This is a genomic window from Pseudomonas sputi (assembly GCF_021603585.1).
Lineage (GTDB): Bacteria > Pseudomonadota > Gammaproteobacteria > Pseudomonadales > Pseudomonadaceae > Aquipseudomonas > Aquipseudomonas sputi.
Genome location: NZ_BQHI01000006.1, coordinates 95,452 through 115,658 on the forward strand (window position 1 = coordinate 95,452; position 20,207 = coordinate 115,658).

17 protein-coding genes are annotated in these 20,207 nt (G+C 61.5%); 10 read left to right on the forward strand and 7 right to left on the reverse strand.

Features of this window, described 5'->3' with window-relative positions; genetic code table 11:
• Nucleotides 1-51: 51 nt before the first annotated feature.
• The 9 genes from L6D81_RS10805 (at nucleotide 52) to kdgK (ending at nucleotide 8,552) form a co-directional block, all read left to right on the forward strand.
• Nucleotides 52-1,608, forward strand: coding sequence for a TerC family protein (locus L6D81_RS10805; RefSeq protein ID WP_236179039.1), 1,557 nt, complete (start codon nucleotides 52-54; stop codon nucleotides 1,606-1,608).
• 377 nt (nucleotides 1,609-1,985) lie between these two features.
• Nucleotides 1,986-2,834 carry a transporter substrate-binding domain-containing protein gene (locus L6D81_RS10810; RefSeq protein ID WP_236179040.1) on the forward strand — a complete coding sequence of 283 codons (849 nt, stop codon included), beginning with the start codon at nucleotides 1,986-1,988 and terminating at the stop codon, nucleotides 2,832-2,834.
• Between the two features lie 51 nt (nucleotides 2,835-2,885).
• Nucleotides 2,886-3,548: an amino acid ABC transporter permease gene (locus tag L6D81_RS10815; protein WP_007960243.1), complete on the forward strand. Its 663-nt coding sequence runs from the start codon at nucleotides 2,886-2,888 to the stop codon at nucleotides 3,546-3,548.
• A 9-nt stretch (nucleotides 3,549-3,557) separates the two neighbouring features.
• Nucleotides 3,558-4,220 carry an amino acid ABC transporter permease gene (locus tag L6D81_RS10820; RefSeq protein ID WP_011334481.1) on the forward strand — a complete coding sequence of 221 codons (663 nt, stop codon included), beginning with the start codon at nucleotides 3,558-3,560 and terminating at the stop codon, nucleotides 4,218-4,220.
• Nucleotides 4,217-5,014 (forward strand): amino acid ABC transporter ATP-binding protein, encoded by a 798-nt coding sequence (locus L6D81_RS10825; protein ID WP_011334480.1) that lies wholly within the window; start codon nucleotides 4,217-4,219, stop codon nucleotides 5,012-5,014. Before L6D81_RS10820 ends, L6D81_RS10825 begins: the two co-directional genes overlap by 4 nt.
• A gap of 31 nt (nucleotides 5,015-5,045) precedes the next feature.
• On the forward strand, nucleotides 5,046-5,435 hold the full coding sequence (locus L6D81_RS10830) for a RidA family protein (protein ID WP_039768794.1): 390 nt from the start codon (nucleotides 5,046-5,048) through the stop codon (nucleotides 5,433-5,435).
• A 157-nt stretch (nucleotides 5,436-5,592) separates the two neighbouring features.
• Nucleotides 5,593-6,357, forward strand: coding sequence for an IclR family transcriptional regulator (locus tag L6D81_RS10835; RefSeq protein WP_236179041.1), 765 nt, complete (start codon nucleotides 5,593-5,595; stop codon nucleotides 6,355-6,357).
• Between the two features lie 39 nt (nucleotides 6,358-6,396).
• The gene (locus L6D81_RS10840) at nucleotides 6,397-7,617 is read left to right on the forward strand and encodes an amino acid deaminase (protein WP_236179042.1); all 1,221 of its coding nucleotides are present in this window, start codon (nucleotides 6,397-6,399) and stop codon (nucleotides 7,615-7,617) included.
• Nucleotides 7,617-8,552, forward strand: a complete 936-nt coding sequence (gene kdgK / locus L6D81_RS10845; protein WP_236179043.1) for a 2-dehydro-3-deoxygluconokinase — start codon at nucleotides 7,617-7,619, stop codon at nucleotides 8,550-8,552. The genes L6D81_RS10840 and kdgK overlap by 1 nt, the downstream gene beginning before the upstream one ends.
• A 49-nt stretch (nucleotides 8,553-8,601) precedes the next feature.
• Here the strand turns inward: kdgK and L6D81_RS10850 are convergent, their stop codons facing one another.
• Both L6D81_RS10850 and L6D81_RS10855 read right to left on the reverse strand, forming a co-directional pair.
• Nucleotides 8,602-8,877 (reverse strand): peptidylprolyl isomerase, encoded by a 276-nt coding sequence (locus L6D81_RS10850; protein ID WP_236179044.1) that lies wholly within the window; start codon nucleotides 8,875-8,877, stop codon nucleotides 8,602-8,604.
• 50 nt (nucleotides 8,878-8,927) lie between these two features.
• Nucleotides 8,928-11,465, reverse strand: coding sequence for a PAS domain-containing hybrid sensor histidine kinase/response regulator (locus L6D81_RS10855; RefSeq protein ID WP_236179045.1), 2,538 nt, complete (start codon nucleotides 11,463-11,465; stop codon nucleotides 8,928-8,930).
• 127 nt (nucleotides 11,466-11,592) lie between these two features.
• Between L6D81_RS10855 and L6D81_RS10860 the strand changes: the two genes are divergently transcribed.
• Nucleotides 11,593-12,702 carry a PilT/PilU family type 4a pilus ATPase gene (locus L6D81_RS10860; RefSeq protein WP_236179046.1) on the forward strand — a complete coding sequence of 370 codons (1,110 nt, stop codon included), beginning with the start codon at nucleotides 11,593-11,595 and terminating at the stop codon, nucleotides 12,700-12,702.
• A gap of 6 nt (nucleotides 12,703-12,708) precedes the next feature.
• Here the strand turns inward: L6D81_RS10860 and L6D81_RS10865 are convergent, their stop codons facing one another.
• The 5 genes from L6D81_RS10865 to L6D81_RS10885 all read right to left on the reverse strand — a co-directional run bounded on the left by L6D81_RS10865 (nucleotide 12,709) and on the right by L6D81_RS10885 (nucleotide 20,204).
• Nucleotides 12,709-14,664, reverse strand: coding sequence for an acetoacetate--CoA ligase (locus tag L6D81_RS10865; RefSeq protein WP_236179047.1), 1,956 nt, complete (start codon nucleotides 14,662-14,664; stop codon nucleotides 12,709-12,711).
• Between the two features lie 63 nt (nucleotides 14,665-14,727).
• Nucleotides 14,728-15,501, reverse strand: a complete 774-nt coding sequence (gene hbdH, locus L6D81_RS10870) for a 3-hydroxybutyrate dehydrogenase (RefSeq protein ID WP_236179048.1) — start codon at nucleotides 15,499-15,501, stop codon at nucleotides 14,728-14,730.
• 7 nt (nucleotides 15,502-15,508) lie between these two features.
• The gene (locus L6D81_RS10875; RefSeq protein ID WP_236179049.1) at nucleotides 15,509-16,900 is read right to left on the reverse strand and encodes a GntP family permease; all 1,392 of its coding nucleotides are present in this window, start codon (nucleotides 16,898-16,900) and stop codon (nucleotides 15,509-15,511) included.
• Between the two features lie 273 nt (nucleotides 16,901-17,173).
• Nucleotides 17,174-18,589 (reverse strand): sigma-54 interaction domain-containing protein, encoded by a 1,416-nt coding sequence (locus tag L6D81_RS10880; RefSeq protein ID WP_236179050.1) that lies wholly within the window; start codon nucleotides 18,587-18,589, stop codon nucleotides 17,174-17,176.
• 40 nt (nucleotides 18,590-18,629) lie between these two features.
• A complete protein-coding gene (locus L6D81_RS10885; protein WP_236179051.1) occupies nucleotides 18,630-20,204 on the reverse strand; it encodes an ABC transporter ATP-binding protein in 1,575 nt (524 codons plus the stop codon).
• Between the last annotated feature and the right edge of the window lie 3 nt (nucleotides 20,205-20,207).

Genomic DNA, 20,207 nt, shown 5'->3' on the forward strand with positions numbered 1-20,207 from the left:
CCTTGCCGTGCCCGGCAGCCTGAATTCACTGAAGAGAGACAGAGACAGATTATGGAATGGTTAGCCGATCCCACGGCATGGCTGGGTTTGTTGACACTGATTGTGCTGGAACTGGTACTGGGTATCGACAACCTGGTGTTCATCGCGATCCTGGCGGACAAACTGCCGCCCCATCAGCGCGACCGCGCGCGGATCATCGGCTTGAGCCTGGCGTTGATCATGCGCCTTGGCCTGCTGGCGAGTATTTCCTGGCTGGTCACCCTCACGCAGCCGTTGTTCGAGGTGTTCGACAAGAGTTTCTCCGGCCGTGACCTGATCATGCTGTTCGGTGGTGTGTTCCTGTTGTTCAAGGCAACCATGGAGTTGCACGAGCGACTGGAAGGCCACATCGGCGAGCGTTCGACCAATACGGCTTATGCCCTGTTCTGGCCGATCGTGGCGCAGATCGTCGTGCTCGACGCGGTGTTCTCCCTGGACGCGGTGATTACGGCTGTGGGCATGGTCGATGAATTGGCGGTAATGATGATCGCGGTGGTTGTGTCCATCGGTGTCATGATCGTTGCCAGCAAGCCGCTGACGCGCTTCGTCAACGCCCACCCGACGGTGATCATGCTGTGTCTGGGCTTCCTGATGATGATCGGTTTTGCCCTGACGGCCGAAGGCCTGGGCTTCCACATTCCGAAAGGTTATCTGTATGCCGCGATTGGTTTCTCGATCCTGATCGAGATCTTCAACCAGATCGCCCGCGCTCGTCGCAAACGCTCGATGCAGGGCTTGCGCCCGATGCGCGAGCGCACGGCCCATGCGGTGATGCGTCTGTTGGGGGGGCGCAAACTGGCGGTGGAAGAAGTCGGCGAGGAGATTTCCGACTTGCTGGACAGCGGTGAGGCGCCGAGCGCGGAGCTGTTCGACCGTCGTGAGCGGGTGATGATCAGCGGCGTGCTGCAATTGGCCGAGCGCCCGATCCGCGCCCTGATGACCGTGCGCGCCGATGTCGATCACATTGATCTGGCCGACGACGCTGAGACTATTCGCACGCGATTGATGCATTCGTCCTACTCGCGTTTGCCGCTGATTCGTAACGGCGCGGTGGATGAGCCGCTGGGCTTCGTGCACAAGAAGGAATTGCTCAAGGAATATCTGGCCGGCAACGAGCCGAACCTTGAACACCTGGCGCGCAAGACCGTCAATCTGCTGGACAGTTATTCGATCCTCAACGCACTGGAACAAATGCGTGCGGCTTCGACCCACATTGCCTTTGTGGTGAATGAGTTCGGTGACTTTGTCGGTGTGTTGACCATGACCGACATTCTCGAGTCGATTGCCGGTGAACTGCCGGACGCCAGCGAAATCGCCGGCCCCGATGTGGTCGAGGAGCAGGGCGGGTTCATCGTCAACGGCGCGTTGAACCTGACCCGTATCCGCGAGCACACCGGTTTTCGCGCGGAGCCGACCGAGGATTACCAGACCCTCGCCGGGCTGGTGATGAGCCTGCTGGATCGCCTGCCGATGAAGGGCGATCGACTGGAGCATGAAGGCTGGGGCATGACCGTGATGGCAGTCGAAGAACGTCGCGTGACGCGGGTGTTGCTGGTGCGTGAGGCCTGATAGCCTCACTAATACCTGGCTCTTTCTGAGAAATAACGAAAAGCTGCCGGATGGGACGTTGTCCCATCCGGCCTTGAAGTAGGGAGCCGCGATCGCTGCCGCAACTGTCAGAGTTGACAGGTGCAACCTGTGCCCAATCGTGCATTGCGCACCAGCATGTGGCCCGGATACCCGCCATGTGTGGCGCAAAGTAGCGAAGTGCGAAAACAATTTTCGTCACACCCTTTCGCACGTTACTTCCATCCCTTTGATTCAAAACAAAATTCAATCCATTGCAGATTCCCCGCGAATCCTGTGGCACACTTTCTGCTGTCTATTCCGTAGTAACAAACCGAGTTCCGGTATAACGGAATAAACAACTTTCTGGAGTGCTTGCCATGCATCGCCGACCATCCTTGTTCAAAGCGTGTGTTTTTGTTCTCGCGGCTTCGTCCGCTGTTTTGGGTACGGCCCAGGCGGCCGACAGCAAGCTGGACAGCGTCCTGGCCCGTGGAAAACTGATTGTGGGCACCGGCAGCACCAATGCGCCGTGGCATTTCCAGGGCGCGGACGGCAAGTTGCAGGGCTTTGATATCGACATCGCCCGGATGGTGGCCAAAGGGCTGTTCAACGACCCGACCAAGGTCGAGTTCGTGGTGCAGTCCTCCGATGCGCGGATTCCCAACCTGCTGACCGACAAGGTCGACATGAGCTGCCAGTTCATCACCGTCACCGCCAGCCGTGCACAACAAGTGGCGTTCACCCTGCCGTACTACCGCGAAGGCGTCGGTCTGCTGCTGCCGAACAACAGCAAGTACAAGGAAATCGAAGACCTGCAGGCCGGTGGCGATAGCGTGACCGTCGCCGTGCTGCAAAACGTATATGCCGAGGAACTGGTGCATCAGGCACTGCCCAAGGCCAAGGTTGATCAGTACGACAGCGTCGATCTGATGTATCAGGCGGTGAACTCCGGTCGTGCCGATGCTGCCGCCACCGACCAGTCTTCGGTCAAATACCTCATGGTGCAGAATCCGGGCCGCTATCGCAGCCCGACTTACGCCTGGAGCCCGCAGACCTATGCCTGCGCCGTCAAACGTGGCGATCAGGACTGGCTGAACTTCGTCAACACTACCCTGCATGAAGCCATGACCGGCGTTGAGTTCCCGACCTACGCCGCGTCGTTCAAGCAATGGTTCGGCGTCGACCTGCCATCGCCCGCCATCGGTTTCCCTGTCGAATTCAAATGATCCCGTGAGAGTGGGGCGCCCTGACGCGCCCTGCTCAAGGTACTGTCGACCATGAACTATCAGTTGAACTTTGCCGCCGTGTGGCGCGATTTCGACACCTTGCTGGCGGGGCTAGGACTTGGCCTCGAACTGGCGCTGGTGTCGATCGCCATCGGCTGCGTGATCGGCCTGCTGATGGCGTTTGCCTTGCTGTCCAGGCATCGCGCCTTGCGGGTGCTGGCATCGGTGTATGTGACGGTGATCCGTAACACGCCGATTCTGGTGTTGATTCTGTTGATCTACTTTGCGTTGCCGAGCCTGGGGATCCGGCTGGACAAGATCCCGTCGTTCATCATCACGCTCTCGCTGTATGCCGGGGCCTACCTGACCGAAGTGTTCCGCGGCGGCTTGTTGAGTATCCCGAAAGGCCAGCGCGAAGCGGGGCTGGCCATCGGTCTGGGCGAGTGGCAGGTGAAGGCCTACGTCACTGTGCCGGTGATGTTGCGCAACGTGCTGCCGGCGCTGTCGAACAACTTCATTTCTCTGTTCAAGGACACCTCGCTGGCCGCCGCGATCGCGGTGCCGGAGCTGACCTATTACGCGCGCAAGATCAATGTCGAAAGCTACCGGGTGATCGAAACCTGGCTGGTGACCACGGCGTTGTATGTCGCGGCCTGTTACCTCATTGCCATGCTGCTGCGTTACCTCGAGCAGCGTCTGGCGATCCGCCGATAGGAGGCTGCGATGTACCAATCCCCCAGTTGGTTGCATGAGTTGTGGATTGCCCGCGAAGCCTTGTGGCAAGGCTTTCTCACCAGCGTGCAAGTGTCGGCGCTGGCCATTCTGTTCGGCACGGTCATCGGCGTATTTGCCGGGTTGGTGCTGACCTACGGCAAGTTCTGGATGCGCGCACCGTTCCGCTTTTATGTCGACCTGATTCGCGGCACCCCGGTGTTCGTGCTGGTGCTGGCCTGCTTCTACATGGCGCCGGCGCTCGGCTGGCAAATCAGCGCATTTCAGGCCGGTGCACTTGGGCTGACGCTGTTTTGCGGCTCTCATGTGGCCGAAATCGTGCGCGGCGCGCTGCAAGCCTTGCCACGCGGGCAGATGGAAGCCGGCAAGGCCATCGGCCTGACGTTCTATCAGTCCCTCGGCTATGTGCTGTTGCCGCAGGCACTGCGGCAGATCCTGCCGACCTGGGTCAACTCGTCCACGGAAATCGTCAAGGCTTCCACTTTGCTGTCGGTGATCGGTGTGGCCGAACTGTTGCTCAGCACCCAGCAGATCATCGCCCGGACGTTCATGACCCTGGAGTTTTACCTGTTCGCCGGTTTTCTGTTCTTCGTCATCAACTACGGCATCGAATTACTCGGCCGGCACATTGAAAAGCGGGTGGCCCTGCCATGACTCAAGCTCAAGTTTCCAACGTCCAGAACGGTCAGCCGCTGCTGGACATCCGTGGTTTGCACAAGCAATACGGCGCAGTCGAAGTGCTCAAGGGCGTCGACCTGAGCATGCAGCGCGGCAACGTGGTGACGCTGATCGGCTCCAGCGGCTCGGGCAAGACCACGCTGCTGCGCTGCGTGAACATGCTCGAGGAATTCCAGGGCGGGCAGATCCTGCTCGACGGCGAATCCATCGGCTACGACGAACTCAACGGCAAACGCGTGCGCCATCCGGAAAAAGTCATCGCGCGCCATCGGGCGATGACCGGCATGGCGTTTCAGCAATTCAACCTGTTCCCGCACCTCACCGCGCTGCAGAACGTCACGCTCGGCCTGCTCAAGGTGAAAAAGATGCACAAGGACGAGGCCGTGGCCCTGGCCGAAAAATGGCTGGAGCGGGTCGGCCTGCTGGAGCGGCGCAATCACTTTCCCGGCCAGTTGTCCGGCGGTCAGCAGCAGCGCGTGGCAATTGCCCGGGCGATTGCGATGAACCCGAGCCTGATGCTGTTTGACGAAGTCACCTCGGCCCTCGACCCGGAATTGGTCGGTGAAGTGCTGAACGTCATCAAGGGCCTGGCCGAGGACGGCATGACCATGTTGCTGGTGACCCACGAAATGCGTTTCGCCTTCGAGGTCTCGGACAAGATCGTTTTCATGAATCAGGGGCGTATCGAAGAGCAGGGGCCTCCCAAGGAACTGTTCGAGCGTCCTCAATCGCCGCGGCTGGCGGAATTTCTCAAAAGCACGCGGTTCTGACTTTTCACTTTTTCAATCAGGAGAAACACCCATGAGCATTACTCGTTACGGCACCGGCAGCACCGCCGCTGGCGGCCAGCCGCGCCCATTCGCCCGCGCCGTCGAGGCCGATGGCTGGCTGCACGTTTCCGGGCAGGTGCCGGCGGTGGATGGCGAGATCATTGTGGGCGGCATCGTCGAGCAGACGCACCAGACCATGAAGAACCTGATCGCGATTCTCGAAGAGGCCGGTTATGGCCTGGAAGATGTGGTGCGTGCCGGCGTGTGGCTGGACGATCCGCGGGACTTCACCAGTTTCAACAAGGTCTTCGGCGAATACTTCAAGCCTGAACACGCACCGGCCCGGGCCTGTGTGCAGGCGAGCATGATGGTCGACTGCAAGGTCGAGATCGACTGCATTGCCTACAAGAAAAAGGCCTGATCAGCACGCGGATCGTTCCCACGCTCTGCGTGGGAATGCCTCAAGGAACGCTCCGCGTTCCAAAGGACGCAGAGCGTCCCTGGCAGCATTCCCACCCGGAGCATGGGAACGATCTTTCGCGATAAACTCCCGGCACTTTGAATGGGGAACCACTGAAATGACCGAAGACACCATCAAGCGCCGGGCACGCGGTCTGGACCGGGCGTTCGATATCCTCGATTTCCTCAAGGAAATCGGCCAGCCACTGCGCCCGAACGACATCGCCAACGGCATCGGCAGCCCGAAATCCACGGTCTACGAACTGGTGGCGTCGTTGCTCGAGCGGCGGATCCTGGAGCCGGTGGGCAAGGACGGTCACGTCTATCTCGGTCGTCAGTTGTACTTCCTCGGCCAGGCGCATTTGCGTCACTTCGACCTCAGTCGCGAGGCCGATCACGCGCTGCAGGAGATCGTCAGCCAGACCCGGGAAACCGCGCAGATGTGTCTGCTCAACGGGCGCAAATACACGGTGGCGCTGATGAAGGAGGGCGAGCGGCATTTCCGCATTTCTTCCGATATCGGCGAGAACGCGCCGATCCCGTGGACGGCGTCCGGACGTTTGCTGCTGGCGCACTTGAGTGACCAGCAGATCAGCGATTTGATCGACCCCGACGACTTCATCCTGCCGGATGGCGAACGCCTGCCGATGGAGACCTTCCTGGCGGAAATCCGTCAGGCCGGCATTGACGGTTTCTTCTCCTTCGACAGTGTCGCCGACACCTTCACCCACTGCTTCGCCGCCCCGGTCAAAGACCCGACTGGCGTGGCCATCTGCACCCTGTGCATCGTCGCCCCGCGCGCCGATGCCAAGACCCATTACAACGACTATCGCCGGGTCTTGATCGAGAGCGCCAACAGCCTCGCCCGGCGAATCAACGAATAACCGCGCCTGCCTGCGGGCGCGACTGTGAGGAGTTCGACCATGACGACTGCCAACAACACTGCTGCCGTGGAAAAGGGTGACGCCGCTCTCGGCGCGCAACTGGTGCGTGACATCAGCCTGCCGGCGCTGGTGCTGCACCGCGAAGCGCTGGAGCACAACATCCGCTGGATGCAGAAGTTCGTCAGCGACAGCGGCGCCGAACTCGCGCCCCACGGCAAGACCAGCATGACCCCGGCGCTGTTTCGTCGTCAGCTCGACGCCGGCGCGTGGGGCATCACCCTGGCCAGCGCCACCCAGACCCGCGCCGCCTATGCCCAAGGCGTGCGCCGGGTGTTGATGGCCAACCAACTGGTCGGTACGCCAAACATGGCGTTGATTGCCGACCTGTTGGCGGCCGATTCGGGCTTCGATTTCTATTGCATGGTCGATCACCCGGACAACGTCGCCGATCTGGGCGCTTACTTCGCGTCGCGCGGTGTGCGCCTGAACGTGATGATCGAATACGGCGTGGTCGGCGGCCGTTGCGGTTGCCGCAGCGAGCAGGAAGTCATCGAACTGGCCAAGGCCATCGGCGCACAACCGGCGCTGGCTCTGACTGGTATCGAAGGTTACGAAGGCGTGATCCATGGCGATCACGCCGTCACCGGCATCCGTGAATTCGCCGCCTCGCTGGTACGCCTGGCCGTGCAGTTGCAGGACAGCGGCGCGTTCGCCATTGCCAAGCCGATCATCACTGCGTCGGGTTCGGCGTGGTACGACCTGATTGCCGAATCGTTCGAAGCGCAGAACGCTGGCGGGCGTTTCCTCAGCGTGTTGCGTCCTGGCAGTTATGTGGCGCACGACCATGGTATCTACAAAGAAGCGCAGTGCTGCGTGCTCGACCGTCGCAGCGACCTGCACGAAGGCTTGCGCCCGGCGCTGGAAGTCTGGGCCCACGTGCAATCGATGCCGGAGCCAGGGTTTGCGGTGATTGCCCTGGGCAAGCGTGACGTGGCGTTCGATGCCGGGATGCCGGTGCCGTTGCTGCGTTACAAGGCCGGTGTGCTGCCGGCGGTGGGCGATGATGTTGGCGCCTGCAAGGTGACGGCGGTGATGGACCAGCACGCGTTCATGACCGTGGCGCCGGGCGTGGAGTTGCGCGTGGGCGACATCATTTCCTTTGGCACTTCGCACCCGTGCCTGACCTTCGACAAGTGGCGCGTGGGGCTGCTGGTGGACGAGCAACTGTCGGTGATCGAAACCATGGAAACCTGTTTCTGATGAGCGCGCTCAGTCCTTTGGGTCCGAACACCCCGCGCATCGCCTTGATCGGCGAATGCATGATCGAACTCCAGCAACGTGCCGATGGCAGTCTGCAGCAGAGCTTTGGCGGTGACACGTTGAACACGGCGGTGTATTTGTCCCGCGCCATGGGCGACAAGGCGCAGGTCGATTACGTCACGGCGCTGGGGGACGATAACTTCAGTGATGCGATGTGCCGCAGCTGGGCCGATGAAAACATTGGCCTGGATCTGGTCCAGCGCCTGCCCGGTCGATTGCCGGGTTTGTATTGCATCCAGACCGACGCTGCCGGGGAGCGCCGCTTCCTTTACTGGCGCAACGAAGCCGCCGTGCGCGACTGCTTCACCACGCCGGCGGCTGCGCCGATTCTGGCGGCGCTACCGGATTACGACGTGCTGTATTTCAGCGGTATCACGCTGGCGGTACTTGGTGCACAGGGTCGGGAAAAGCTGATCGAGACCTTGATCGAAGCCCGTCAGCGTGATGCGCGAATCGTCTTCGACAACAACTATCGTCCACGCCTGTGGCCTTCAGTGGAGGAGGCGCGGGCGGCCTATCGCAGCGTCCTGCCCCATGTCGATCTGGCGTTGCTGACGGTGGACGACGAGCAGGCGCTGTTCCATTTCGAAGACTGTGATGCGGTGTTTGAGGCGTACGCGCAGATCGGCACGTCGGAAGTGGTGCTCAAACGCGGCGCCGAAGCCTGTCTGATCCGTTGCGACGGGGAAGCGTTTGAAGTGCCGGCGCAGAAGGTCGAGAAGGTGGTGGACACCACGGCGGCAGGGGATTCGTTCAGTGCGGCGTATCTGGCCAGTCGTTTGTCCGGCGCAAGCCCGGCGCAGGCGGCGGAGGCGGGGCACCGGTTGGCGAGTCAGGTCATTCAAGTGCCTGGTGCGCTGATCCCCAAGGATTGATTCCGATCCCTGAAGGCGCTGCCGAAACTCGCGCCTTCAGGGCGCTGGATCAGTCGCGGTAAAACATCTGCACCAGGTGATAGCCAAATTTGCTCTTGATCGGCCCATGCACGGTGCGCAGCGGTTTCTTGAAAATCACCGCGTCGATCGCACCGACCATTTGCCCCGGCCGTACCTCCCCCAGATCGCCGCCGCGCTTGCCGGACGGGCAGGTCGAAAACTTCTTCGCCAGCACGTCGAACGCTTCACCGTTGGCGATGCGTTGTTTGAGTTTTTCAGCCTCTTCGGCGGTTTTCACCAGAATGTGGCGGGCTTGGGCTTTCATCGTGCAATACCTGTAACGGGGTGACGGCGGGGCGCGGATTATGCCTCAAGTCACGGGGTTTGGCTGATCATCGTGCGGATCTTGCCGGCCAGTTGCTCGATGGAAAACGGCTTGGCGACCATGTCCATGCCGTCCTCGAGGAAGCCTTGGCGCTCGGCGGCCTTCTGCGCGTAACCGGTCATGAACAACACTTTGAGCCCCGGACGGTGCTGGCGGGCGATCTCCGCCATTTGTCGGCCATTCATGCCCGGCAGGCCGACGTCGGTCACCAGCAGGTCAACCCGCAGGTCGGACTCCAGCAACGGCAGGGCACTCTTGGCGTCTTCGGCCTCATGGGCGCGATAACCCAGCTCCTTGAGCAGGTCCATCACCAGCATGCGCACCGCCGGATCGTCTTCGACCACCACTACCGTTTCACCGGTCGCAGGGGTGGGCGTCTCGCTGACCGTTTCCACCAATGGCTGCTCAGGTTCCGGCGCATGGAGGCGCGGCAAGTACAGCCGCACACAGGTGCCCTGGCCAGGCAGGCTGTCGAGGCTGACGTGTCCACCCGATTGCTGGGCAAAGCCATAAATCATCGATAACCCGAGCCCGGTGCCTTGCCCGATGGGTTTGGTCGTAAAGAACGGATCGAACGCCTTCGAACGCACCGAAGGTGTCATGCCGGTACCGTTGTCGCTCACCGCCAGCATCAGATAATCACCGGCCTTGACCGGCTCGAGGGTGGTGATGTCGCTGCCGTCGAGGTAGACGTTGGCCGTTTCGATCAGCAGCTCACCACCGTCGGGCATGGCGTCGCGGGCGTTGATCACCAGGTTGAGCAGGGCGTTTTCCAGCTGACTGACGTCAGTGCTGACCGGCCATACGTTGTCGGCCAGACGCAGCGTGAGTTCGATCGGATCACCCTTGGTTCGACGGATCAGGTCCTCCAGCGAACGGACCAGCTCGTTGACGTCGAGGGTCTTGCGATCCAGCGACTGGCGCCGGGAGAAGGCCAGCAGACGGTGGGTCAGCGCGGCTGCACGGTTGGCCGAAGACACTGCGGCGTCAGTGAAGCGGCCGATCTCATCGGTGCGACCACTGGCGATGTAACGTTGCATCAGGTCGAGGCTGCCGATGATGCCGGTGAGCATGTTGTTGAAGTCATGGGCGATGCCACCGGTGAGCTGGCCGACCGCTTCCATTTTCTGCGCGTGACGCAGGGCGTCTTCGGCACGCTCGCGTTCGAACATCTCGTTCTGCAAACGCTGGTTGGCCTTGGCCAGTTGTTCGGTGCGCGCACTCACCCGTTCCTCAAGGGTTTCGTTGAGGTTGCGCAGGGCTTCTTCGGTTTTTTTACGTTCAGTCTCGTCGATCACGAAGATGTAGAAACCGTTCACCGCGCCGTCCGCGCCGTGGCGCGGCAAGTAGTTCATCAGGGCATGCCGCTGACTGCCGTCACGGTGCGGCGTGTACAGGCTGAACGAGCAGGGGCGACCGGCCAGGGCTTCGGCGATGTAAGGCGCCCGCAGGAAATAGGCCTCTTCGCCGATCACGTCGCGAATCGTGCGGCCGTACAGCTCCTGGGGGGTCAAACCGAACCAGTCCAGATACGCAGCGTTGTTCAGGCGAAAGCGTTCTTCGTGGTCGACATAGCTGATCAGGATCGGCATGGCGTTGATGATCAGTTGCAGCTCGGTCTGACTTTGCCGCAGCGCCTGTTCGGTGTGTTTGCGTTCAGTCAGATCCAGCGCAGCGCCGAGAAAACGCACCGGCCGGCCATGATGATCCTTATAGCAACGCCCACGGGCGAACACCCAGCGCAGCTCGCCATTGGCTTGCAGCAGGCGGTATTCCTCGGCGTATTCGGTACCGTGGGTGATGCAATGCTTGATACTGCGGGCGATCATCGCGCGGTCTTCGGGGTGCACGCCCTGCAGATACTCGCTGATGGGTAACTGACCGGCCAGCGCCGGATCGACCCCATGCAACTGGGCGAAATGCGCGTCGGCAATAAAGCGGTCTTCGCCGATGTCCCAATCCCAGGTACCAACTGCATCGGTGGCCGCCAGTGCCAGTTGCAGGCGTTCTTCGCTTTGACGCTGGGCCTTGAGGCTGTCTTCGGAGCGCTGCTGCAGTTCCAGGGCAATTCGTCGGCGCTCGTTGGTTTCGATGGCGGTGACCAGAATGCCGGCCACTTGCGCGCTTTCGTCGCGGATCGGGCTGTAGGTCAGGTCAAGCCAGAAGTCGGACTCCTTGCCGTCCCGTTGCAGGGTGAAGCGACGTTCGCTGTAGGTTCGTACCTGTCCTTGTAGGACGGCGCTGTAAATCGGGTCGGTAAAGTCTCGAAGTTCCGGCCATATCAGGTGCGCCGGTTGTCCGAAAGCATGTGGATGCTTGTTGCCGGCCAGCAACGCGAAACCGTCGTTGTAGATCTGGGTCAGTTGCGGACCCCATAACAGCAGCATCGGCATTGGCGAGTGAATCACGATGTCCACCGCGGTGCGCAGGCTCTGTGGCCAGGTGCCGGGCGCGCCCAGCGGGCTGCGGCTCCAGTCGGTGCGGGCAATCAATGCCTGGGCGTCGTTGGTGTTCGGTACAGCGTTCATCACATCAATCCTGGGCGTCAGTCGGTGAGGCGGCGTCTACTATCCTAGTGCGGTAGACGCTGTAAGGCCCGTCGCGTCACCAGACACGGCCTTATGTTCATTGAAAGCTTCGCAGGTGCTTTTGGCCATGGAAATCGACGCACTGCTCAAACAACTGGCGAGCCGTCACGGTTCGGATCTGTTCCTGTCCACGGGCGCGCCCCCCAGCGCGCGGTTCGATGGGGTGCTGACACCGTTGAGCGAGCAGCCCTTCAAGCCCGGTGAGGTGGCCAGTATTGCCGCCTCCCTGATGGACGCCGAACAACGCCGGGAGTTCGACCGGGACCTGGAAATGAACCTGGCGATTTCCCGCACCGGGATCGGCCGCTTCCGGGTCAATATTTTCAAACAACGCAACGACGTGTCGATCGTGATCCGCAACGTCAAACTCGACATTCCCCGGTTCGAAGACCTGAAGCTGCCGTCGGTGCTGCTCGAATCGGTGATGTTGAAGCAAGGCCTGATCCTGTTCGTCGGCGCCACCGACTCGGGAAAGTCCACGTCGCTGGCGGCACTGATCGACCATCGTAATCGCCACAGCAGCGGACACATCATCACCATTGAAGACCCGGTGGAATACATCCATCGCCACAAAAAGTCGATCATCAACCAGCGCGAAGTCGGGGTCGATACCCGCAGCTTTCACGCTGCGCTCAAGAACACCCTGCGCCAGGCCCCGGACGTGGTGCTGATCGGCGAGATCCGTGACCGCGAGACCATGGAGCATGCGCTGGCCTTCGCCGAAACCGGGCATCTGGTCCTGTCGACATTGCACGCCAACAACGCCAATCAGGCGCTGGACCGGATCATCAATTTCTTTCCCGAAGAGCGTCGGCCGCAGCTATTGCATGCCTTGGGCAATCATCTCAAGACGTTCGTCTCGCAGCGTCTGGTGCGAACCCGGGACGGTCAGCGACGGGCTGCCGCCGAGGTGATGCTCGGTACGCCGACCATTGCCGACCTGATCCGGCGCAATGATTTTGGTGAGTTGAAAACCATCATGGAAAAGTCGGCGGAGCTGGGCATGCAGACCTTTGACGGTGCACTGTTCGCGTTGGTGGCAGAAGGGGTGATCGATGAAGATGAGGCCCTGAAAAATGCAGATTCGGTGAACAACCTGCGTCTGCGCCTGAAGCTGCACGTCGATACCCTGCCGTCCCCACCGCCATCGACCGGCGAGTGGGGACTGATGGACTGACAGGTTTCAGTCGCAAAGTTCGACCCGATTGCGAAACTGCTCAAGCGCTTGCGGATTGGCCAGCGCATCGGTGTTTTTCACTGGTTCACCGTGCACCACATTACGCACAGCCAGCTCCACCACTTTGCCGCTGATGGTGCGCGGAATGTCGGTGACCGCGACGATCTTCGCCGGCACATGCCGAGGCGTGGTGTTGGCGCGGATCACCTGGCGGATCTGCTGTTGCAGCGCCTCATCCAGCGCTACGCCTTCCTTGAGGCGTACGAACAGCACCACGCGCACGTCATCCTGCCACTGCTGACCGATGGCGACGCTGTCCAGCACCTCCGGGACTTTTTCCACCTGACGGTAGATTTCCGCCGTGCCGATGCGTACGCCGCCGGGGTTGAGCACGGCATCGGAGCGGCCGTGGATCAGCATCCCGCCGTGGGGCAGTTGCTCAGCGTAGTCACCCTGGGCCCAGACGCCGGGGAACTGGCTGAAATAGGATTTGCGCAGCTTCTCGCCATCGGGATCGTTCCAGAGTCCGATGGGCATCGCCGGGAAGGGGCGGGTACACACCAGTTCGCCTTTTTCGCCAATCACCGGTTGCCCGGCGTCGTTCCACACTTCCACCGCCATGGCCAGACTCTTGCCCATGATTTCGCCGCGGCGTACCGGCGTCATCGGATTGCCGTTGACGAAGCAGGACACGATGTCCGTACCGCCGGACATCGAGGACAGGCAGACGTCCGGTTTGAAGTCGCGATAGACGAAGTCATAACTCTGCGGCGACAGCGCGGAACCGGTGCAAAGCAGGGTTTTCAGGTGGCTCAAGTCGTGGCTTTCACGGGGCTTGATGCCGCTGCTTTCCAGGGTGGCGAGGAATTTCGGGCTGGTGCCGAACACGCTGACCTGTTCGTCGTCGAGCAGCTCCAGCAATCGCTGGTTGTCCGGGTAGAACGGTGAACCGTCGTACAACACCACCGCGCTGCCGACCGCCAGTGCCGAGACCAGCCAGTTCCACATCATCCAGCCGCAGGTGGTGTAGTAGAACAACCGGTCGCCGGGGCCCAGGTCGACATGCAACCCGTGTTCCTTGGCGTGTTGCAGCAACACGCCGCCGGTGCTGTGAACGATGCACTTCGGCACGCCGGTGGTGCCGCTGGAATACAGCACGTACAACGGATGGTCGAACGGCACCGGGACGAAGTGCGGCTCCTCGCCCGGTTCGTAGAAGTCGTCCCACAGCGTGACGCTGGCGGGTGTCCGGTAATCCGTGGCGTGGGCATGGGGGCGCGCGTAAGGCACGATGATCAGCTGTTGCAAGGACGGCAGTTGTTCGAGGATTTCGTTGATCTTGACGGTCTGGTCGATCTCTTTACCGGCATAGCGGTAACCGGCGCAGGTGATCAGCACTTTCGGTTCGATCTGGCCGAAACGGTCGATCACCCCGTGGGTGCCGAAGTCGGGCGAGGAACACGACCAGATTGCGCCGAGACTGGTGGTCGCGAGCATCGCCACCAGGGTTTGCCAGGTGTTGGGCATACAGGCCGCAACCCGGTCGCCGAGGACGACGCCGGCTGCTTGCAGGCTGGCCTGGAACCCGGCGACTTGCTGGGCCAGCTCGGCCCAGGTCAGCAGCTCACGCTGGCCGTTTTCGCCGATAGCGATGACGGCGATGGCATCGTCGCGTCGAGTCAGCAAGTGTTCGGCGAAATTCAAGGTGGCGCCGGGAAACCACTCCGCGCCCGGCATTTTCAGGCCGTCGCGCAAAACGGCGTCGGGTTGTGTGTGAAAACGGATATCGAAGAAATCGACGATCGCCTGCCAGAACGCTTCGCGCTGGTCGATGGACCATTGGTGCAGGGCCGGATAGTCGTCGAGCTTCAGGTGATGGCGCTGATTGATGAAGCGTCGAAAGCCGTCCATGCGGGACCGGGCAATGCGTTTGGCATCGGGCTGCCAGAGGATGTCGGACATGGTTTGCCTCTTATTGTTGGTCAGAAAGCTCCCACGACCGCGTGGGAGCGATCAGTTGCAAGCTTATTGCGCCAGCCACCCGCCATCGATGTTCCAGGCGGCGCCACGTACCTGGCTGCCGGCCTCGCTGCACAGAAACAGCACCAGTTCACCCAGATGCGCGGGCGTGACGAACGCCAGCGACGGTTGTTTCTCGGCCAACAGGTCGTGTTGCGCCTGCTGTGGATCGACGCCCTTGGCCGCGCGATCGTCGATCTGCTTCTGCACCAGCGGCGTCAGTACCCAGCCCGGGCAGATGGCGTTGCAGGTGACGTTGCTGGCAGCGGTCTCCAGGCCAACCACCTTGGTCAGGCCGATCACCCCATGCTTGGCCGCCACATACGCGGCTTTGCCGGTGGAGCCGACCAGGCCGTGCACCGAGGCGATGTTGACGATCCGCCCCCAGCCCTTGGCGCGCATGCCCGGCAAACTCAGGCGAGTGCTGTGAAACACCGACGACAGGTTGATCGCGATGATCGAATCCCAGCGTTCCACCGGAAACTCTTCAACCGCCGCGACGTGCTGGATGCCGGCGTTGTTGACCAGAATGTCCACGCCGCCGAACTCGCGCTCGGCGTAGGCGATCATGTCGGCGATCTGCGCCGGGTCGCTGACGTCCGCCGGGTGATGGCCGACCTTGCCGCCGAACTGCGCGACTTCGGCAATCACCTTGGAGGCATCGCCAAAACCGTTGAGGATCAGGTTGGCGCCAGCCTTGGCCAGCGTCAGCGCAATGCCAAGCCCGATGCCGCTGGTGGAGCCGGTAACCAGTGCGGTCTTGCCGGAGAGAGTCGTCATCAATACCTCACACAATGCCAGTGGCGTAGAAAGTGCCGATCACCACGAAAACCGCCAGGGTCTTGATCAGCGTAATACAGAAAATGTCCTTGTAGGCCTCACGGTGAGTCAGGCCAGTGACGGCGAGCAGGGTAATCACCGCGCCGTTGTGCGGCAGGGTGTCCATGCCGCCGCTGGCCATGGCGGCCACCCGGTGCATGACCTCCAGCGGAATATTGGCGGCGTGGGCGGCGCTGATGAACTGCTCGGACATTGCCGCGAGCGCGATGCTCATGCCACCCGAGGCGGAACCGGTGATACCGGCCAGCAGCGTCACGGTGATCGCTTCGTTGACCAGCGGATTGGGAATGCTTTTGAGCCAGTCGGCCAGCACCAGAAAACCCGGCAATGAGGCGATGACCGCGCCGAAACCGTATTCCGACGCGGTGTTCATCGCCGCCAGCAGCGCACCGCTGACTGCGCTTTTACTGCCCTCGGCGAGTTTGCTGCGGATCGCCTGAAAGCCGAAGGCCAGCACCATCAGGATGCCCACCAGCAACGCCGCTTGCACCGCCCAGATCGCCGTGAGCTTGGCGATTTCGGTGGTGACCGGCGCGGCCATGCCCGGCAGCGCGAGGCTGTGAGTCTTGCCGTACCACTGCGGAATCCACTGGGTGAACAGCAGGTTCATGATGCCCACCGCCAGCAGCGGCGAAAGAGCGATCCACGGGTTCGGCAGTTTCAGGTCCTCGGCGGTTTCCGGTTCGTTGCGCAGTTCGGTGCCGTAGCCTTCACCGGCGCGCTGCGCCTTGTTGCGTTGGCGCTGCAAGAACAGCATGCCGGCGCAGAACACGAAAATCGTGCCGATCACACCCAGCCACGGCGCCGCCCACGCGGTGGTGTTGAAGAAGGTGCTGGGGATGATGTTCTGGATCTGCGGCGTGCCGGGCAGGGCGTCCATGGTGAACGAGAACGCGCCGAGGGCGATGGTCGCCGGAATCAGGCGCTTGGGGATGTTGCTCTGACGGAACATTTCCGCGGCAAACGGATAGACCGCAAACACCACCACGAACAGCGAAACGCCGCCGTAGGTGAGGAGGGCGCAGACCAGCACGATCACCAACATCGCCTGGCGGGTACCGAGCAAGCGAATCGCTGCCGCGACAATCGAGCGGGAGAAACCCGACAACTCGATCAGCTTGCCGAACACGGCGCCGAGCAGGAACACGGGAAAGTAGAGTTTGATGAAACCGACCATTTTCTCCATGAACACCCCGGTGAACGCAGGGGCGACGGCGGACGGGTCGGTGAGCAGGACAGCGCCGAGGGCGGCGATCGGGGCAAAAAGGATAACGCTGTAGCCACGGTAGGCCGCGAGCATCAGCAGCGCGAGGGCTGCCAAGGCGATGATCACACTCATGGTGTGCTCCTTCGATTGTTATTTTTGTGGGTGAAACGGGTGTGGCCGAGGCTATAGCGAGAACTGTGCCAGCTAATTAAGTTGTTGAAATAAAAGGAGTTAGTTTGATTTTTGGCGGCGGTCTCTGGGGTTTTGTCTCGGTTTGGAGACTTCTATGACTGAGAGGACGCTTTCGCGGGCAAGCCCGCTCCCACAGTTGAGCGAATTCCTCTGTGGGAGCGGGCTTGCCCGCGACGCTTTTGATGTTGTCCCTCTATGGAGAATGATGTCTCTTTATTGAGACTCTGCGATTCCGAGAGCAATCATTTTCTTGTAAAGCGTCGAGCGCCCAAGCCCCAGCCGCGCGGCCGCCTCAGTCACCTTGCCCCCGCATTGCGCAAGGGTGGATTGAATCAACTGTCGATCAAACCGCTCACGGGCCTGGCTGAAGGTCTCGCTGGTTGTCGGCTCTGACAAAGGCGCCAGTGCTCGCTCAACCGGTGTAAACGTGCCAATCGCGGCACGAATGTCATCCGCTGTGAGTATCAAGTCATCACTGAGCAATGCCGCCCGCTCCAGCACATTGCGCAGCTCGCGGATATTCCCCGGCCAGGCATGCTGCCCCAGCAGCTCCAGCGCTTCGCGATTCAGTTCATGCTGGCTGCGCAACTCTTCGAGAATCGCCTCACTGAGCGCCGGCAGATCGTCCAGCCGTTCCCGCAGCGGCGGCACCTGAATCGGCAGGACGTTGAGGCGGTAGTACAAGTCGGCGCGGAACTCGCCGCGCTTGATCGCCGCCTCCAGATCCGTCGAAGTCGCAGCAATCACCCGCACATCACTTTGGATCACGTCGTTGGAGCCGACGGGTTCAAACTCCTTTTCCTGCAATACACGCAGCAATTTGCTTTGCAGCGGCAGCGGCATGTCGCCGATCTCGTCGAGAAACAAGGTCCCGCCCTGAGCGATCTGCAACTTGCCGGTGCGGCCCTTGCGGTCGGCGCCGGTGAAGGCGCCCGGGGCGGTGCCGAAGAACTCGGCTTCGAGCAATGCTTCCGGAATCGCCGCGCTGTTGATGCTGACGAACGCCTTGTGCGCCCGGGGCGAAGCGCCGTGGATGGCCTGCGCCAGCAATTCCTTGCCGCTGCCGGTTTCGCCCAGCAACAGAACCGGCGACTCGGCACTGGCGCTGCGACGGGCACGGCGTTTGACTTCCAGGCTGGCAGCGCTGGTGCCGATGAAGTGGGCGAAGTTGTACTTGGTCTGCCTTGCGCGCAGCAGCGAACGGGTCGAGGCCAGTTCTTCCTGCATGCTCAGGTAGCGTTTGAGCATCGGCGACAGCGTGCGCAGTTCGTCGAACAGGGCAAAACCGATGGCGCCGATCACTGATCCGGCGTCGTCATGGATCGGCAGGCGCATGACCACCAGCGGTTCTTTCGGGGTGTCCTGCATGTCCAGCAGAATCGGTCGACCGGTGCGCACCACTTCGCGCAGCAGGCTGCCAGGGATCACGCTTTCGCAAGGCTTGCCGATGGCCCCGGCCGCAGACTCCAGACCAAAACGCCGGGCGTAGCGCTCGTTCATCCAGACGATGTTTGCATCGCGGTCGACAATCACCGTGCCTTCACTGGATTGCTCGATGATCTCGAACAACGAACGGATCGCCAGCGTGCGAACTCGTTGGTAATCCTTGAGGCTTTCGGTGGTGTTCATGGCGGCGTCCATCGGCGGAAGTCAGGTGGCGCGATTATGCCTATCCCGGATGCGCCGCGGCCAACAGCTCTTTGGTATAGGGATGCTGCGGTGAATCGAACACGTCATGGCTGGCGCCGCTTTCGACCACCTTGCCGTCCTTGATCACGATCATGTCGTGTGCGAGTGCGCGTACCACGGCCAGGTCGTGACTGATGAACAGGTAGGTCAGGCCGTGTTTTTCCTGAAGCTGGCGGAGCAGGGCGACCACCTGTTTCTGCACCGTGCGGTCCAGTGCCGACGTCGGCTCGTCGAGCAGGATCAGCGCCGGTTTGAGCACCAGCGCCCGGGCGATGGCAATGCGTTGCCGCTGGCCACCGGAAAACTCGTGGGGATAGCGATGGCGGCTTTCCGGGTCGAGCCCGACTTCCTTGAGCACGCGGATCACCTGATCGTCGCACTCGTCGGCGGTGGACTGGCAATGCACTTCCAGTCCCTCGCTGATGATTTGCGCCACTGACATGCGTGGGCTGAGGCTGCCGAACGGGTCCTGGAACACCACCTGCATCTGCCGGCGCCATGGTCGCATTTGTTTCTGGTCGAGGCCGTCGAGCGCCGTGCCCTGGAAGCGAATGCTGCCCCTGGAGTCGAGCAGGCGCAGGATCGCCTGGCCGAGCGTCGACTTGCCCGAACCGGACTCGCCGACGATGCCCAGCGTCTTGCCGCGCTGGATGTTCAGGCTGATACCGTCCACCGCACGCAGGTATTGCTTGCGCTGGAACAACCCGCCGCCGACCGTGAAATCAACCCGCAGGTCAGCGACTTCGAGCACATTTTCGCGTTCGTCACGCGGGAGCGCTTCGCCTTCCGGTTCGGCGTTGAGCAGCACGCAGCTGTAAGGGTGTTTCGGTTCGGTGAACAGGGTTTCGCACGGCGCCTGCTCGACGATTTCCCCGGCCTTCATCACACATACACGTTGGGCGATGCTACGCACCAGATTGAGATCATGGCTGATCAGCAGCAGCGACATGCCCAGGCGCCGTTGCAGGGACTTGAGCAATAACAGGATCTTGCGCTGTACGGTCACATCGAGGGCCGTGGTGGGCTCGTCGGCGATCAGCAGTTCAGGTTCGCAGGCCAGCGCCATGGCGATCATCACCCTTTGCCGCTGGCCGCCGGACAGTTGATGCGGATAAGCCTTCAGCCGTTCTTTGGGCTTCTGAATACCGACCAGTTCGAGCAGTTCGAGGATCCGCGCCTGAGCCTCTTTGCCGCCGAGGCCTCGGTGCAGCAACAGGGTTTCGCCGATCTGCTTTTCAATCGTGTGCAACGGATTGAGCGAGGTCATCGGCTCCTGGAAAATCATGGCGATGCGGTTGCCCCGCAGGTCGCGCAGGGTCTTGGGTTCGGCGCCGACCAGTTCTTCGCCGCGGTAACGGATGCTGCCGGTGGTCCGGGCATCGCACTCAGGGAGCAGTTGCAGGATCGAGTGGGCGGTCACCGACTTGCCCGAACCCGATTCGCCGACCAGTGCCAGGCATTCGCCGGGGCGGATGTCCAGGCACAGGTTGCGCACCACGGTCTGGCCATGGAAGGCGACGCTGAGATCACGGATTTCGATCAGGTTGTCAGACATATC